Source organism: Lacisediminihabitans sp. (assembly GCF_036569425.1).
Classification (GTDB): domain Bacteria; phylum Actinomycetota; class Actinomycetes; order Actinomycetales; family Microbacteriaceae; genus Lacisediminihabitans.
Genome location: NZ_DATCQQ010000001.1, coordinates 1 through 13,943, shown reverse-complemented (window position 1 = coordinate 13,943; position 13,943 = coordinate 1). Strand labels below are relative to the sequence as shown.

Annotated in this window: 18 protein-coding genes; 10 read left to right on the top strand and 8 right to left on the bottom strand. The window is 70.0% G+C overall.

The window, feature by feature from the left end; translation table 11 throughout:
* The first annotated feature begins 136 nt into the window (after positions 1-136).
* The 5 genes from VIM54_RS00090 to VIM54_RS00070 all read left to right on the top strand — a co-directional run bounded on the left by VIM54_RS00090 (position 137) and on the right by VIM54_RS00070 (position 4,739).
* A complete protein-coding gene (locus VIM54_RS00090; RefSeq protein ID WP_331898087.1) occupies positions 137-880 on the top strand; it encodes a PspA/IM30 family protein in 744 nt (247 codons plus the stop codon).
* 82 nt (positions 881-962) lie between these two features.
* On the top strand, positions 963-1,604 hold the full coding sequence (locus tag VIM54_RS00085; RefSeq protein WP_331898086.1) for an NADPH-dependent F420 reductase: 642 nt from the start codon (positions 963-965) through the stop codon (positions 1,602-1,604).
* Positions 1,605-1,701: 97 nt separating this feature from the next.
* The gene (locus VIM54_RS00080) at positions 1,702-2,469 is read left to right on the top strand and encodes an arginase family protein (protein ID WP_331898084.1); all 768 of its coding nucleotides are present in this window, start codon (positions 1,702-1,704) and stop codon (positions 2,467-2,469) included.
* 29 nt (positions 2,470-2,498) lie between these two features.
* Entirely contained in the window at positions 2,499-3,317 is an 819-nt protein-coding gene (locus VIM54_RS00075; RefSeq protein WP_331898082.1) for a crotonase/enoyl-CoA hydratase family protein, read from the top strand.
* Between the two features lie 21 nt (positions 3,318-3,338).
* Positions 3,339-4,739, top strand: coding sequence for an NAD(P)/FAD-dependent oxidoreductase (locus tag VIM54_RS00070; RefSeq protein WP_331898080.1), 1,401 nt, complete (start codon positions 3,339-3,341; stop codon positions 4,737-4,739).
* Positions 4,740-4,772: 33 nt separating this feature from the next.
* Here VIM54_RS00070 and VIM54_RS00065 read toward each other — a convergent pair whose 3' ends face one another.
* The gene (locus VIM54_RS00065) at positions 4,773-6,008 is read right to left on the bottom strand and encodes a glycosyltransferase (RefSeq protein WP_331898079.1); all 1,236 of its coding nucleotides are present in this window, start codon (positions 6,006-6,008) and stop codon (positions 4,773-4,775) included.
* A gap of 99 nt (positions 6,009-6,107) precedes the next feature.
* On the opposite strand from VIM54_RS00065, the gene VIM54_RS00060 reads away from it, so the two are divergent.
* Both VIM54_RS00060 and VIM54_RS00055 read left to right on the top strand, forming a co-directional pair.
* Positions 6,108-6,527: a hypothetical protein gene (locus VIM54_RS00060; RefSeq protein ID WP_331898077.1), complete on the top strand. Its 420-nt coding sequence runs from the start codon at positions 6,108-6,110 to the stop codon at positions 6,525-6,527.
* On the top strand, positions 6,524-7,360 hold the full coding sequence (locus tag VIM54_RS00055; protein ID WP_331898076.1) for an SDR family NAD(P)-dependent oxidoreductase: 837 nt from the start codon (positions 6,524-6,526) through the stop codon (positions 7,358-7,360). Before VIM54_RS00060 ends, VIM54_RS00055 begins: the two co-directional genes overlap by 4 nt.
* Before the next feature lie 12 nt (positions 7,361-7,372).
* Here VIM54_RS00055 and VIM54_RS00050 read toward each other — a convergent pair whose 3' ends face one another.
* The 3 genes from VIM54_RS00050 to VIM54_RS00040 form a co-directional block, all read right to left on the bottom strand.
* Entirely contained in the window at positions 7,373-8,788 is a 1,416-nt protein-coding gene (locus VIM54_RS00050; protein ID WP_331898075.1) for an amidase, read from the bottom strand.
* Between the two features lie 78 nt (positions 8,789-8,866).
* Positions 8,867-9,232, bottom strand: coding sequence for a hypothetical protein (locus VIM54_RS00045; protein ID WP_331898073.1), 366 nt, complete (start codon positions 9,230-9,232; stop codon positions 8,867-8,869).
* Positions 9,233-9,464: 232 nt separating this feature from the next.
* Positions 9,465-9,881: a VOC family protein gene (locus VIM54_RS00040; protein ID WP_331898072.1), complete on the bottom strand. Its 417-nt coding sequence runs from the start codon at positions 9,879-9,881 to the stop codon at positions 9,465-9,467.
* Positions 9,882-9,939: 58 nt separating this feature from the next.
* On the opposite strand from VIM54_RS00040, the gene VIM54_RS00035 reads away from it, so the two are divergent.
* Positions 9,940-10,266 (top strand): DMT family transporter, encoded by a 327-nt coding sequence (locus VIM54_RS00035; RefSeq protein WP_331898070.1) that lies wholly within the window; start codon positions 9,940-9,942, stop codon positions 10,264-10,266.
* Positions 10,267-10,268: 2 nt separating this feature from the next.
* Entirely contained in the window at positions 10,269-10,805 is a 537-nt protein-coding gene (locus tag VIM54_RS00030) for a TetR/AcrR family transcriptional regulator (protein WP_331898068.1), read from the top strand.
* 16 nt (positions 10,806-10,821) lie between these two features.
* Here VIM54_RS00030 and VIM54_RS00025 read toward each other — a convergent pair whose 3' ends face one another.
* From VIM54_RS00025 to VIM54_RS00010, 4 genes are read right to left on the bottom strand one after another with little or no spacing between them, the layout of a single operon-like run.
* Positions 10,822-11,133, bottom strand: coding sequence for an antibiotic biosynthesis monooxygenase family protein (locus tag VIM54_RS00025; protein ID WP_331898066.1), 312 nt, complete (start codon positions 11,131-11,133; stop codon positions 10,822-10,824).
* Positions 11,134-11,148: 15 nt separating this feature from the next.
* A complete protein-coding gene (locus VIM54_RS00020; RefSeq protein ID WP_331898064.1) occupies positions 11,149-11,727 on the bottom strand; it encodes an N-acetyltransferase family protein in 579 nt (192 codons plus the stop codon).
* Positions 11,728-11,736: 9 nt separating this feature from the next.
* Positions 11,737-12,441: a uracil-DNA glycosylase gene (locus VIM54_RS00015; protein WP_331898062.1), complete on the bottom strand. Its 705-nt coding sequence runs from the start codon at positions 12,439-12,441 to the stop codon at positions 11,737-11,739.
* 3 nt (positions 12,442-12,444) lie between these two features.
* Positions 12,445-12,921 (bottom strand): phosphoribosyltransferase, encoded by a 477-nt coding sequence (locus VIM54_RS00010; RefSeq protein ID WP_147782937.1) that lies wholly within the window; start codon positions 12,919-12,921, stop codon positions 12,445-12,447.
* 52 nt (positions 12,922-12,973) lie between these two features.
* On the opposite strand from VIM54_RS00010, the gene VIM54_RS00005 reads away from it, so the two are divergent.
* A partial coding sequence (locus VIM54_RS00005) for an MFS transporter (protein ID WP_331898057.1) occupies positions 12,974-13,943 on the top strand: 970 nt, incomplete at its 3' end.

Sequence of the window (13,943 nt, the reverse complement as noted above, 5' to 3'; positions counted from 1 at the left end):
GGCGGCGGTCGGTCGAGCGGCGGCGGCTTCGGTGGCGGCGGCGGCGGTGGCGGTGGCGGGCGGTCGAGCGGCGGCAGGTTCTAGTTGCCCGCAACGATTCACAATGGGCAAACGATTCACAACGGAAGGAAGAGAAATGGTAAAGCAGTCAATCTTCGGCAGGATCGCCCAACTCGCGAAGGCGAACATCAACGCGTTGATCGATTCGGCGGAAGACCCCGGCCTCATGCTCGACCAGATGGTGCGGGACTACACCAACAGCATCGCCGAGGCGGAGGGCGCGGTCGCCCAGACGATCGGCAACCTGCGGCTGCTCGAGCAGGACCACGCGGAAGACGTGCGCAATGCCGGCGACTGGGGAAACAAGGCCCTCGCGGCGAGCCGCAAGGCGGACGAGCTTCGTGCCGCCGGGAACGCGGCGGACGCCGACAAGTTCGACAACCTCGCCAAGGTGGCCCTCGGCCGGCAGCTCTCCGCGGAGAAGGAGGCGCGGGACGCCGAGCCGACAATCGCGTCCCAGACCGCGGTGGTCGACCAGCTCAAGAAGGGCCTCGACGCGATGCGCGGCAAGCTGAGCCAGCTGTCGTCCAAGCGCGACGAACTCATCGCGCGGTCGAAGACGGCCGACGCCCAGCGCCAGGTGCAGGACGCCGTGAAGTCGATCGACCTCCTCGACCCGACCAGCGAGATCAGCCGGTTCGAAGACAAGATCAGGCGCCAGGAGGCCGTGGTGATGGGCCAGCAGGAGCTCGCGGCGTCCAGCCTCGACGCGCAGTTCGAACAGCTCGACGCCTCGGACAACGAGGTCGAACTCGATGCTCGACTCGCCGCTCTCAAGGCGGGCTCGCCGCCGCCGGCGGCGATCACCTCCGGACCGTGACCGGGCGGGGGTCGAGCCTCGAAGGCGAGATCCGACCCCCTCCGTAGGGAACAAATTCCACGTCCGGTCAGTTGGAGTCGCCATGACAACTATCGGATTCATCGGTGCAGGAAACATTGGCGGCCAGCTCGCGCGCAAGGCGATCGAGAACGGCTATGACGTGGTCATCAGCAACTCGCGCGGACCGGAGACCCTCTCCGCGCTCATCGAGGAGCTGGGGCCGAAGGCTCGGGCGGCCACCCCGGTCGAGGCGGCGGAGGCCGGCGACTTCATGGTCGTGACCGTGCCGTTCAAGAACTACGGAGGGGTGCCGGTCGAGCCGCTCGCAGGCAAGATCGTGATCGACACCAACAACTACTACTTCGAGCGCGACGGCCACTACCCCGCGCTCGACAACGGCACGGCCACGGTGACCGGGTTGCTCCAGGAGCACCTGCCCGAGTCGCGGGTGGTCAAGGGCTTCAACCACATCACGTCGGCCGACATCATCGAGGACTCGCACCCGGCCGGCACGCCGAACCGCCGCGCCCTGGGCGTTTCGTCCGATTTCGAGGATGCGGTGGAGTTGCTCACGAGGCTCTACGACGAGTTCGGTTTCGACGCGGTGAACGTCGGCGCCCTCTCGGAGAGCTGGCGCTTCGAGCGTGACCGCCCCGCCTATGTCGTTCGCCAGAACGCAGCCGAGCTCGTCGCGAATCTCGCGATCGCGCCGCGCACCGTCTAACCGTCACTCGCAATCCCTTGGTGGCAGCCATACTGGACGTGTGGCTGCCACTTTTCTCGTCGTCCCCCAATGGCAAGGTTCCGGCTCATCGCGCGCGATGAGACTCGTGGATGGGGCGGAGGCGATCCGCGGAGATCTGCCGACCACATCCACGGTCCTGATCGACGTGCCGCTCGGCGCGGGCAACGACGAGGGCACCCAGGTGAGTCGCCTGAGCTCGTTGCAGGCGGTGCGGGATGCCCAGCTCATCGCGCTCGGCTCGATCAGCGGGCTCGCGGTGACGATCGGCGGCGATTGCGGGGTCGAGCTCGCCTCGATCCAGCACGCCGCGGACGTGAACGACGGCATGGCGGTGGTCTGGCTTGACGCCCACCCCGACCTGCACACCGCGGAGTCCTCGCCCAGTCACGCCTTTCACGGCATGGTGCTGCGCACTCTTCTCGGCGAGGGTGACCCCTCGCTCACCCCGACGACGCCCCTCGAGGTCGGTCGGCTGATCCTCGCCGGAACGCGCGCCCTCGACGATGCCGAGGCCGCCTTCGTCGACTCGGCCGGCGTGCGCCTGATTGCGCCGGAGGAACTCACCGCCGAGTCGATCCGGGACGCGCTCGCGGCCACCGGGGCCACCTCGGTCTACCTCCACGTCGACCTCGACGTGCTCGACCCGGCCGAGTTCACCGGCCTCGGCTTCCCGGAGCCGTTCGGCGTCACGCTCGCGTCGCTGCTCGAGATCATCGCAGCGGTGAAGGCGGCCCTGCCGCTGGCCGGCGCCGGCATCACCGAGTTCGCCCCACGGAACGAGGCGGCCGCCGGGGACGACCTCGGCAGCATCCTGCGCATCATCGGAGCGGTCAGCAGCAACTGACGGCACGCGGCCGCTCGCCGTACCATGGGATGATCCGCCCGATCGAACAGAGGCCAGCGTTGACCGAGACCCCACGCATCACCGTCGAGCGGGACGGCCACGTTCTGAGGATCGGCTTCAACCGTCCAGAGAAGCGCAATGCGGCCGACTACCGGCTGCTCTCCGAGCTCGCCGTCGCCTACGGCGAACTCGAGAACGATCCGGAGCTAATGGCCGGTTTCGTGTTCGCGCACGGCGACCACTTCACCGGTGGCCTCGACCTTGCCGATGTCGCCCCGCGCATCGGGGCGGACGGACTCGACATCGCCCAGGACGGCGGCATCAACCCCTGGCAGGTGTCCGGGCGCCAACTCTCGAAGCCCGTCGTGATCGCTGTCCAGGGCACCTGCCTCACTCTCGGAATCGAACTGATCCTCGCGAGCGACATCGCCGTCGCCGCCGAGTCGACGACCTTCGGCCAGATCGAGGTCGCTCGCGGCATCCTGCCATTCGGCGGGGCGACGATCCGGTTTCCGCGGGCCGTGGGCTGGGGGAATGCCATGCGCTGGATCCTCACCGGGGACAGCTTCGACGCGGCGGAGGCGCACCGCATCGGACTCGTGCAGGAGGTCGTGCCGAACGGAACCCAATTCGACCGCGGCCTCGAGCTCGCCCATCGGGTGGCCGCGCAGGCGCCGCTCGCCGTGCAGGCCGCCCTCGCCAACGCGAGGCTCGCCGTGCGCGAGGGGGATGCGGCCGCCGAGGCGGCACTGCAGCCCACCCTGGTGCGGCTCGCCTCGAGCGACGACGCCCGCATCGGCATGACCGCTTTCGTCACCCGCACCGAGGCCGAGTTCATCGGCCGCTGAATCGAAACCACGGAGAAGCCAATGACCGAAACCACCTACGACGTCATCGTCATCGGCGCGGGGGCGGCGGGCGAAAACATCGCCGACCGGGCCGTGCAGGGCGGCCTCACCGCCCTCATCATCGAGAGCGAACTCGTCGGCGGCGAGTGTTCGTACTGGGCCTGCATCCCGTCGAAGGTGCTGCTTCGAAGCGGCATCGCGCTGAGGGCGGCGAAGGCCGTCGGCGGGGCGCGGGAGGCGGTCGGAGAACTGGATGTCGCGGCCGTCTTCGCCCGCCGCAACTCCTTCACCCACGACTGGAACGACGACAGCCAGGTCAAGTGGGTCGCGGGAGCCGGCATCGACCTCGTCCGAGGCCACGCGCAGATCTCCGGCGAGAAGCAGGTGACGGTGGGCGACACGGTGTACGCGGCCCGTCACGCTGTCGCCGTGAGCGTCGGCTCGGACTCCCTGCTCCCCGACATCCCGGGGCTCGCCGAGGCCAGCCCGTGGACGAGCCGCGACGCGACGAGCGCCCAGAAGGCGCCGTCGAGCCTCGCGATCCTCGGCGGAGGCGTCGTTGCCGTCGAGATGGCGACCGCGTACGCGACCTTCGGCACCCGGGTAACCGTGCTCGCGCGAAGCTCCCTGCTCTCCAACCAGGAGCCGTTCGCCGGGGAGATCGTCGCCAAGAGCCTCACGGCGCTCGGCGCCGACGTGCGCCTGGGCGCGGCGGCGACCTCCGTTCACCGCACCGACGCGGGCGTCGAACTCGCCCTCGACGACGGCTCGACCCTCGTCGCCGACGAGGTGCTCGTGGCGATAGGCCGCACGCCCCGCACCTCGGATCTCGGCTTCGAGACGATCGGCCTGACGCCCGGCGACTGGCTCCACGTGGACGACACCATGCTCGTGTCCGGGTTCGACTGGCTCTACGCCTGCGGCGACGTGAACCACCGCGCGCTCCTCACCCACCAGGGCAAGTACCAGGCCCGCGCGGCCGGCGACGTGATCGTGGCCAGGGCCACGGGCCGGCCGGTCTCCGACGGGCCTTGGGGCACCCACGTGGCCACCGCCGACCACGAGGCCGTTCCCCAGGTGACCTTCAGCGACCCGGAGGTGGCCTCGGCCGGGCTCACCGCCGCGGCAGCCACGAAGGCCGGTTACGACATCCGCGTCGTCGACTACAACCTCGGCTGGGTCGGCGGCAGCTCAGTGCAGGCGGACGACTACGCCGGCCGGGCCCGCATGGTCGTCGACGAGAAGCGCAGGGTGATCCTCGGGGTGACCTTCGTCGGCCAGGACGTCTCCGAGATGATCCACGCGGCGACCACGGCGATCGTCGGGGAAGTGCCGATCTCCAGGCTCTGGCACGCCGTTCCCGCCTACCCCACGATGAACGAGATCTGGCTGCGGCTGCTCGAGACCTACGGGCGGCCGTGACCTGGAAAGCAGCCCCAGGAAAGCAAACCGGCCCTAGGAAAGCAAGCCGGCATAGACGCCGATGAGCGCGGTGGCCGACGACGCCCAGGTGAAGCCCTCCGCGTAGTGCCGCGCGCTGAGCGACAGGGTCTTGAGCCCCGCCGCGTCGTCGAGCAACCGCGCGATCGTGACCGCCCAGACCCGGGGTTCTCTGGAGTCGACGAGCAACCCGGACACGCCGGCCGACACGGATTCGACGAGGCCGCCCCCGCGGAAGGCCACCACCGGCGTCCCGCTCGCCGCCGACTCGAGGGCGACGAGGCCGAAGGTCTCCGAGCGGGAGGGGACGAGGGTCACCGTCGCCGCGGCGAGCACGTTGGCGAGCCATTCCCGGGAGACCGCCCCGGCGAACCGCACGTCGTCCCGCACGCCGAGTTCGGTCGCGATCGCGCGGAGTGAGGCGGCGTAGCCCTCGTCGCCCGGTGTCGCCTCCCCCGCGATCACGAGCACCGGGGCCCAGCCGCGCATCGCGTGCAGCTCGGCGAGCGCCCGAATGGCGAGCTCCTGGTCCTTGAGCTGCTGCACGCGGCCGACGACGGCGATGATCGGGCGGCCGGGGGCGATCGCGAGCTGCTCCCGCACCGCGAGCTCCGCGGCATCCGTCCTCGTCGGCGAGAAGAGCCCGACATCGACCCCGGGTGGGATCACCCAGAGTCGCTCGGAGGGAGCGCGAACGTCATCGATGAGAGCGGTGACCTCCGCGGACGAGGAGGCGACGATCGCACTCGCCTGATTGGCGAGGTACATCTCCGTGCGCACTCGTTGCTCGGACTCGGCAGGCTGCCCGGCGCCGAGCGTGCGGTTCTTCATCGCGGCCACCGTGTGGAAGCTCTGCACGAATGGGAGCCCGAGTTCGAGTGCCACCGGCAGCGTCGCGAGCCCGCTGAGCCAGTAGTGGGCGTGGATCACGTCGTAGCGGCCCTCGATGCGACCGGCGAGATCGGCCACGGCCTCGCCGAACTCGTCCGCGACCTCGGGCAGTCGACTCTTGGGAAGCTCGCCGACCGGACCGGCGGCGAGCTCGTGCAGGGTGACCCCCTCGGCGACCTCGGTCACGGCCGGTCGGTTCGTCGCTCGAGTGAGCAGGTCCACCTCGATGCCGCGATGGGCGAGCTGGGCCGCGATCGAGAGGATGGCGATGTTCATTCCGCCGGAATCCCCGGTGCCGGCCGGCGCGATCGGCGAGGTGTGCATCGACACCATCGCCACGCGTTCGAGCTTGACAGCCATGCTGTCACTGTATTGGCTCGCCCTGCCTGCCTGCTGAACGGATTGTGCGCGGGGAGCCCTAGGGTGGGTTCACCAATGGCCCGAGGAGCGATGAGCCGAATGATGGCGCGAGTGACCGCGGCGGCCGTGCGGCTCGAGGCGTGGGCGAGGACCGTGCCCGGGGCGCGAGCGGTGCTGCTCTCCCCCGTGGTGGCGCGGCCGGGCTATTGGTTCGCTACCGCGTGCGCGCTGGTCTGGGGCGGCATCCTCAGCCTCGGTCGGCTGCGCGGCCGGGGCGGGCTCATCGTGGCAGTGGGTTGCCCGCGGTGGGCGTTCGGCCGGGGCGGCACGACCGTCGGCGCGGTCTACCTCACCCACGACCACCTCGGTCCGGCCGTGCTCGAGCACGAGTCGGTGCACCGTGCACAATGGAAGCACTACGGGCTCGCCTTCGTCCCGCTCTACGTCGCGGCCGGGCAGGATGCGGGGCACAATCGCTTCGAGATCGAGGCCGGACTGGAGAATGGCGGCTATCGATGACACCGAGTGACCTGCACGGACACACGATCGTCATCACCGGCGCGAGCTCCGGTGTGGGGCGGGCGGCCGCCGTCGCCCTCGCCGAGCGCGGGGCGCACATCGCGGTCGTGGGGCGCAATTCGGAGCGGACCCACGCCGTCGCCGCCCGCGTGGGCGGCGCGCCGTTCATCGCCGACTTCGACAGCCTCGATGAGGTACGTGCCCTCGCCACGAGCCTCCTCGCACGGTATCCGCGCATCGACGCCCTCGCCAACAACGCGGGCGGCCTCGTGTCGACGCGCGGCACGTCGGCCGACGGCCTCGACCGCGCGCTGCAGCACAACCACCTTGCGCCGTTCCTGCTCACCAACCTGCTCCTGTCGAGGCTCGTGGAGACCCGCGCGCGGGTGATCTCCACGGCGAGCGTCGCCAACCGGTTCGCGCACCTGGACCTGGACGACCTGCAGTTCGAGAGACGTCCCTGGCTCGGCGGCTGGCAGGAATACGCCACGGTGAAGCTCGAGACGATCCTCTTCATCCGCGAGCTCGCCCGACGCACCGCCCAGACCGACCTCACCGCATACTCGTTCCACCCCGGCTATGTGACCACGAGCTTCGGTAACGACTCGGCGTTCAAGAGGTTCGGCGAGTTCGTCAGTCGGGGCAGCCTCGGGATCAGCCCCGAGCAGGGCGCGGCTCCCCTCGTGCTCCTCGCTTCGGTCGACGAGGTCGGTGCGCCGAGCGGCACCTACTTCGACGGCCTCAACCCGCACGGCCGCACCCACCGGCTCGCGGGAGACGACGTCGCCGCCGCGAGGCTGTGGGAAGAGAGCGCCGTCCTCGTCGGGTTGTGACCGCCGGGCCGGCTACCACTGCGGCGGGTGCCGCCGTTGCCAGAGCAGCCGGCGCTCGAGCTGGGCGCCGATCGCGAGCAGGGTCGCCTCGCCGCCCGGTCGACCGACCAGCTGCACGCCCATCGGGATGCCGTCCGCGGTCTGCGCGACGGGAAGAGTGATGGCGGGCAGTCCGCTCACGTTGGCGAACGAGGTGAACGGTGTGTACTGCACCTGCTGGGCGAAGTTGAGCTCGGCATCCTCGCTGTCGTACCAGCCGACGGGTCGCGGGGTCAGCGCGAGTGCCGGGGTGAGCACGGCGTCGAAGCGCGAGAACTGGCGGATGATCGACCGCTCGAACGTCGTGAGGGCGGCGAGGGCGGCGATCAGTTCCCGCGCCGAAATCGACCGGCCGCGCTCCACCAGCCAGCGGGTGAGCGGCTCGAGCGAGTCGAGTTCCGCGCCCTCGGCCGGAATGCCAGACGCGCCGGCCTGCCAGATGATCCGGAAGTTCGGCGCATAGCTCGGGTCCGGTTCGAGCCGGAGCTCCTCGACTCCATGCCCGATGGCATCGAGTTCGGCGACCGCGAGCGCGAGCGCATCGGATGCCTCGGCGGAGACGCGCACGTCGTAGGCGTCGTCCCATGGCGAACTGGTCATGACCCCCAGCTGGAACCGGCCCTCGCCGCGCACGGCGGCGTTGAGCAGCGCGCCACCATCCCAGCGGGGAGCGCGAAGCGTGAACGGGTATTCGCCGCCGGCGACCATCGCGTCGAGCATCATCGCGGCATCCGCGACGGTGCGTGCGAGGGGCCCAGGCACGACCAGTCCGGCGAGCTTGTCGAGGCCGGAGCCGCTCGGCACGAGTCCCCGCGACGGCTTGAGGCCGACGAGCCCGCAGGCCGCGGCGGGGATGCGCACCGAGCCGCCGCCGTCCGACCCGGGGGCGAACGGCAGCAGCCCGGCGGACACGGCGACCGCCGCGCCGCCGCTCGAGCCCCCGGCGCCGAGCGAGGGGTCCCACGGGTTTCGGGCCGGAGGGGCGACGAGGCTCTCGGTGTAGCTCGGCAGGCCGAATTCCGGCGCGTTCGTCTTGCCTAGGCTCACCCCGCCGGCCGCATCCAGCACCTCGACGATCTCGTCCGAGGTGTCTGGCACGAAGCCGCTCATGAGGCGCGAACCGAATCCGGTGGGCACCCCAGCGCGGTTCACGAGGTCCTTGTCACCGAACGGCAGACCCCAGAGCGTGGCGGTCCTCGGCACCGTCTCAGCGAGGGTGCGCGCCCGCTCGAGCGCGGCGTTTGGCGTCACGGTCACGAAGGCGCCGAGGCCGGCATCCAGCCGCTCGATGCGCTCGAGGTAGTGCTCGGCGAGCTCGACGGGTGTCACCTCCCCGCGCTGCAGCCAGTCCCATTGCTCTTGTGCGGTCAGGTGGTGGAGTTCGAACACCCCTCGAGCCTAGGGCCGCACCGCCCGGTTACCCCTGCGGTGTTGCCGGCCGACGACTGCGGGCGGCCGGGCCACCGCTCACTCGAGTTCGGCGCGCAGCCGCCTCAGCAGCTTCTCGAACTCGGCGGGCGCGTCGCTGAGCACCGAGCGGCCGGTGAGCCGGCCGAGCAGCGGCGCCTTCTGCGCCACGTTGAGGATGTAGTGCTCCACGTTCGACCCGTATTCGTCCGGCACGACGCGGTACTCGCCCCGGTACCACCAGCCGCCCTGCGCGATGATCAGGAACGCGAACGGGTCGGCGGTGTAGAGGCTTCCCGACGTCTCGGCCGGGCGGAGTCTGGCGTCGATGGCCTCGAATACGGCCCGGGGCCTCGCCTTCACGTGGCCGGCGAGGGAGACGAGCAGTTCGGCGTTCGCCGGGCGTTGGCGCGGGGCTTCTCGCATTCAATGACTGTAGCGCCGGTGCGCGGGTAGCAGCACCCGGCGACCGCGGCACCGTGGACGGAGCCGGCCCCGGTGATGATGACCCACCCGGCCCGGCCCCGATTTTCTGACACGTTCGCCTCGCCGGGACCACCCGGATGGGAGGCCCGCGGTTGACGTTGATGCCACCCTAGGCAACGCCCACGACATCGTGAGCTTCTTTACGGAATGCTGACTTTCGTGACGGGCGCGGTCACGAGCCGAGCTCCTGGAAGACGGTGATCTGCAGTCCGCCCGGCGCCTCGAGCCTCGCGTTGAGCGAATTCCACGGCGTGCGGGTGGGCGCTGCGAGCACCTGGGCCCCGCCCGCCTCGAGCGCGTCGGTGGTTGAGACGGCATCCTTCACCTCGAAGGCCACGCGGATGCTGAGGGCCGGCGGGCGGCTCACCGGGCGACCGACCTCCACCTCGTCGATCAGCCGCACCTGGGCGCGGTTGGCGATCTCGAGCGTCGCGCTCGGGATGCCGAGGATTGTCACCTCCGCGCCGTCCTCGCCGCTGTACGATTCCTGCTCGGTGAGGCCGAGGACGTCTCGATAGAAGGCGACTGCGGCGGCGTAGTCCTCGGTTTCGGCCACCAGGCGCAGCTGGGTAACGGGGGATTCTGCCATGCGCCGAGCCTAGCCCGTGATTTTCTGGTACATTTGTACCACTATTGAGAGGAAGCCCATGGGATACCTGTTCCTGGCCGGCGCGATCGTCGCCGAGGTCATCGGCACGACGGCACTCCGGTACACGACCGGCGAGGGCAACAAGGTCGTGCCGTACGTCGTCGTCGTCGTCGGCTACGTCGCCGCCTTCTACCTGCTCTCCCTGAGCCTCGGCGCGGGCGTGCCACTGGGCATCGCCTACGCGATCTGGGCGGCGATCGGGGTCGTGCTCGTCGTGGTGATCAGCTGGCTGCTCTTCAAGGAGACCCTCACGCTCGTGCAGATCGGCGGCGTGCTGCTCGTGGTCGGCGGAGTCGCGCTGCTCGAACTCGGCGGAAAGCGCTGATCGTGGCCGGCGGCACGGCCAAGGGCGAGGCGCGGCGAGCGGCCCTGCTCGACGCCGTCGTGCGCGTTCTCGAGCGCGGCGGGCCGGGCGCGGTCACCCATCGGGCCGTCGCGGCGGAGGCCGGGGTGCCGCTCGCTGCGGCCACCTACTACTTCGCGAACATCGACGATCTCCTCGTGAGCGCGCTGCTCAAGGCCACGGAGGAGCAGGTCGAGGCCTTCGCCAGCCTCGAGACACCCGGCATCGGCGAGGTCGCCAGGATGCTGCACAACTGGACGCACCACAGGCGGGCCGCGGTCATCGCCCAGTACGAACTGCTGTTCCTCGCCATGCGTCGAGAGACCCTGCGGGAGGCCGCGGAGCCGTGGTACCGGGCCATCGAGAATGCCATCGGGGGCGGCGAGCGCGGCTCCCGGGTCGCGGCGCTCGCGATCGACGGGCTCGTCCTGCGCATCCTGTGGAGCGGGGAGCCGTCCACGGTGGCCGGCATCGAGGCGGCGCTCGGCGACATCCTCGAGGCCTCCGCCGCGCTGCCATGAGGCGGCGGGACGCCGACTACTGAATCGTGCCCTTCACCGGGTCCCCCATCGGCACGTTGCGCAGCACGTGCACGACGGTCTCCGCGGCGAGCGCCCCCTCGTTGAGCCGGTTCAGCTCCACGAGGGCCGCGCCGGCCGCGTGCGCGTCCAGGTCCTCCCGGCTGCGCCAGCGCTCGACCATGATCACGAGGTTGCCGTCGGTGTGCGCGGCGTAGAGCTCGCAACCGGGCTCCTCGTGCACGAGGGGCGACACCGCGCCGAACGCGTCGAGCACGTCCTGGGTGCGCCCGGGCGCCGGGGTGAGGGTGGCGACGACGATGACAGACATGCGTTCTCCTAACAGTTACTTGAGCGATTTCTGCATGAGCACCGTTCCCAGCCAGCGGTCGAACTTGTAGCCGACCTTACCCATGTGCCCGATCTCCTTGAAGCCGAAGTTCTTGTGGATCGCGATCGACGCGTCGGCACCCCTGTCGGCGATCACCGCGATCATTTCCTTGAGGCCGGCCGCCTTGGAGCGCGTGATGAGCTCCGCGAGCAGTGCCTTGCCGAGCCCCTTGCTGGTCGCCGCCGCGCGCAGGTAGATGGAGTTCTCCACCGTGAACCGGTAGGCCGCCTTCTCCTTCCACGGGTACACGTAGGCGTATCCGAGAATCTGCTCGCTCGAGCTCTCCGCGACCAGGAAGGGCATGCCGAGCTTCACGATGTGCTGGAACTTCGACCGGATCTCCCTCAGCGTCATGGGCTTCTCGTCGAAGGTCACGGTGGAATTGGCCACGTAGTGGTTATAGATCTCGCGCACGTCAGGCAGGTCCTGCAGGCGGGCGTCGCGGATCGTGTACTCGAACGGCACCTGCAACGGCGGCAGGTTGCGCTGGGCCTCCTTGGGCCGGTGGGTCGCCTGGTATTCCTCCTCGAGCATGAGCAAATCCTACGTCTGGTTCGCCGCCGGCGGCTGCGGCTCGAGCGACCAGTCGATCGGCTCGGCGCCCTGGGCCAGCAGCAGCGCGTTCGCCCGGCTGAACGGACGAGAACCGAAGAACCCGCGCGAGGCGGACAGGGGACTCGGATGCGCGGACTTCACGACAGGAGTGTCGCCGAGCATCGGCTCGAGGGCGAGCGCGTCGTTTCCCCAGAGGATCGCCACGAGGGGTGTCCGGCGCGCCACGAGGGAACGGATCGCGGCCTCCGTCACCGCCTCCCAGCCGCGCCTGCGGTGCGACCCTGGCTCCCCCGGTCGCACCGTGAGCACCCGGTTGAGCAGCATCACGCCCCGTTCAGACCACGCGGTGAGGTCGCCGTGCGGCGGCGCCACGATGCCGAGGTCATCGTGCAGCTCACGGTAGATGTTCTGCAGGCTGCGCGGCACCGGGCGCACCGCGCGGTCGACGGCGAACGACAGGCCGATCGGATGCCCCGGCGTCGGATACGGATCCTGCCCGACGATGAGAACACGCACCTCGGAGAACGGGTACTCGAAGGCGCGCAGCACGTTGCCTCCTGCCGGGAGGTAGCCGTGGCCGGCGGCGACCTCGGAGCGCAGGAACTCACCCATCGAGGCGATCGTGCCCGCCACGGGGTGCAGGGCGGCGGCCCACCCGGGGTCGACGAGCTCGGCGAGCGGCTGCGGCGACATCGCCTACGCGGTCACGGGGGGAAGCGACGACCAGGGGAAGGCGATCCAGCGCGACGTCTTGCGCCACACGTAGTCGGGCTCGAGCACCGTCGCCGGCTTCGAGTACAGGCACACGGTGCGCACCTCCGCGCCCGCGCGAACCAGCAGGGCGAGCACCATCGCGAGCGTGCGTCCCGAGTCGGAGACGTCGTCCACCAGGAGCACGCGCTTGCCGCGCATCGATTCCTCGTCGAGCATGGGAGCGAGGATGATCGGCTCGTCCAGGCGCTCATCGACACCCGTGTAGAACTCCGCGTTGAGGGCGCCGCAGCTCTTAACATCGAGCGCGTAGGCGATGGCTCCGGCGAGCAACAGTCCGCCGCGCGCGATCGCCACCACGATGTCCGGGGCGAAACCGCTCCCGTGCACCGTCGCCGCGAGTTCGCGCACCGCGCCCCCGAACTCGTCCCAACCCAGAATCTCGCGCTCGACATTTGCCATGTGCCAACGCTACCGGCACCCGCGCCGGTGACCCAGCCAGTAGCATCCGTTCATGAGCACCCTTCGAGGCAAGCCAGGCGCCATCACCCTCGGCCTCATCGGCTACCTCTTCCTCGTCGAAATCGTCAGTGGAATCCTGCAGGGCTACTACGTGCCGCTCATCAGCGACCTCGTCAAGTACCTGGGCATCCGGGACGCCGACTTCAACTGGTTCGAGGCCGCGCAACTGCTGGTCTCGGCCCTCGTCGTGCCGATCCTCGCCAAACTCGGTGACATGTTCGGCCACAAGCGCATCCTCCTCGTCTCCACGGTGCTCACGGCCCTCGCGAGCTGGGCGCTCGTGTTCGCCGACAACTTCTGGACGTTCCTCGCCGCCTGGGCGCTGCAGGGGTTCTATGTGGTCTGGCTCCCGCTCGAGGTGGCCCTGATCTTCGACCGGGGCCGGCGCACGGGCCGGGGTGCCTCGCAGACCCGTCGCGCGGCCGGCTTCCTCGTCGTGGCGCTCGAGACCGGCGCCATCGTCGGGGCCCTCCTCGGCGGCCGCATCTTCGGCTGGTTCGGCGAGAACGTGCCGCTCACGCTGGCCGTGCCGGCGATCGCCGTCACGCTCGTCTTCTTCGCCATCCTCTTCGGGGTGCCGGAGTCGACGCCGCTGCCCGGCCGGTCCCTCGATGTCGTCGGGTTCAGCCTCCTCACGATCGCCCTGCTCCTGATCACCTCCGGACTCACGTTCCTCCGGCTCAATGGACCGGCCACCTGGTGGGTCTACCTGCTCCTTGTGGTGGGCGTGCTCGTGTTCCTGCCGTTCGGGATCTTCGAGCTGCGGCACCGGGATCCCGCGATCGACCTGCGCGTGCTCCGGCAGCCGAACATGTGGCCGGTGCAGCTCACCGCGGCCCTCATCGGCATCAGCCTGCTGGGCGCGCAGGCGCCGTTGAGCGCGTACGCCGGCACGGACACGGCGAACGGCTACGGGCTCGGACTCGACGCCGCCGACCGCTCCACCCTGATCGGCGTGTATC

Coding starts and splice junctions, on each gene's coding strand:
- VIM54_RS00090 (WP_331898087.1), top strand. CDS start 137: ATGGTAAAGCAGTCAATCTTCGGCAGGATCGCCCAACTCGCGAAGGCG.
- VIM54_RS00085 (WP_331898086.1), top strand. CDS start 963: ATGACAACTATCGGATTCATCGGTGCAGGAAACATTGGCGGCCAGCTC.
- VIM54_RS00080 (WP_331898084.1), top strand. CDS start 1,702: ATGAGACTCGTGGATGGGGCGGAGGCGATCCGCGGAGATCTGCCGACC.
- VIM54_RS00075 (WP_331898082.1), top strand. CDS start 2,499: ATGATCCGCCCGATCGAACAGAGGCCAGCGTTGACCGAGACCCCACGC.
- VIM54_RS00070 (WP_331898080.1), top strand. CDS start 3,339: ATGACCGAAACCACCTACGACGTCATCGTCATCGGCGCGGGGGCGGCG.
- VIM54_RS00065 (WP_331898079.1), bottom strand. CDS start 6,008: ATGGCTGTCAAGCTCGAACGCGTGGCGATGGTGTCGATGCACACCTCG.
- VIM54_RS00060 (WP_331898077.1), top strand. CDS start 6,108: ATGATGGCGCGAGTGACCGCGGCGGCCGTGCGGCTCGAGGCGTGGGCG.
- VIM54_RS00055 (WP_331898076.1), top strand. CDS start 6,524: ATGACACCGAGTGACCTGCACGGACACACGATCGTCATCACCGGCGCG.
- VIM54_RS00045 (WP_331898073.1), bottom strand. CDS start 9,232: ATGCGAGAAGCCCCGCGCCAACGCCCGGCGAACGCCGAACTGCTCGTC.
- VIM54_RS00040 (WP_331898072.1), bottom strand. CDS start 9,881: ATGGCAGAATCCCCCGTTACCCAGCTGCGCCTGGTGGCCGAAACCGAG.
- VIM54_RS00035 (WP_331898070.1), top strand. CDS start 9,940: ATGGGATACCTGTTCCTGGCCGGCGCGATCGTCGCCGAGGTCATCGGC.
- VIM54_RS00025 (WP_331898066.1), bottom strand. CDS start 11,133: ATGTCTGTCATCGTCGTCGCCACCCTCACCCCGGCGCCCGGGCGCACC.
- VIM54_RS00020 (WP_331898064.1), bottom strand. CDS start 11,727: ATGCTCGAGGAGGAATACCAGGCGACCCACCGGCCCAAGGAGGCCCAG.
- VIM54_RS00015 (WP_331898062.1), bottom strand. CDS start 12,441: ATGTCGCCGCAGCCGCTCGCCGAGCTCGTCGACCCCGGGTGGGCCGCC.
- VIM54_RS00010 (WP_147782937.1), bottom strand. CDS start 12,921: ATGGCAAATGTCGAGCGCGAGATTCTGGGTTGGGACGAGTTCGGGGGC.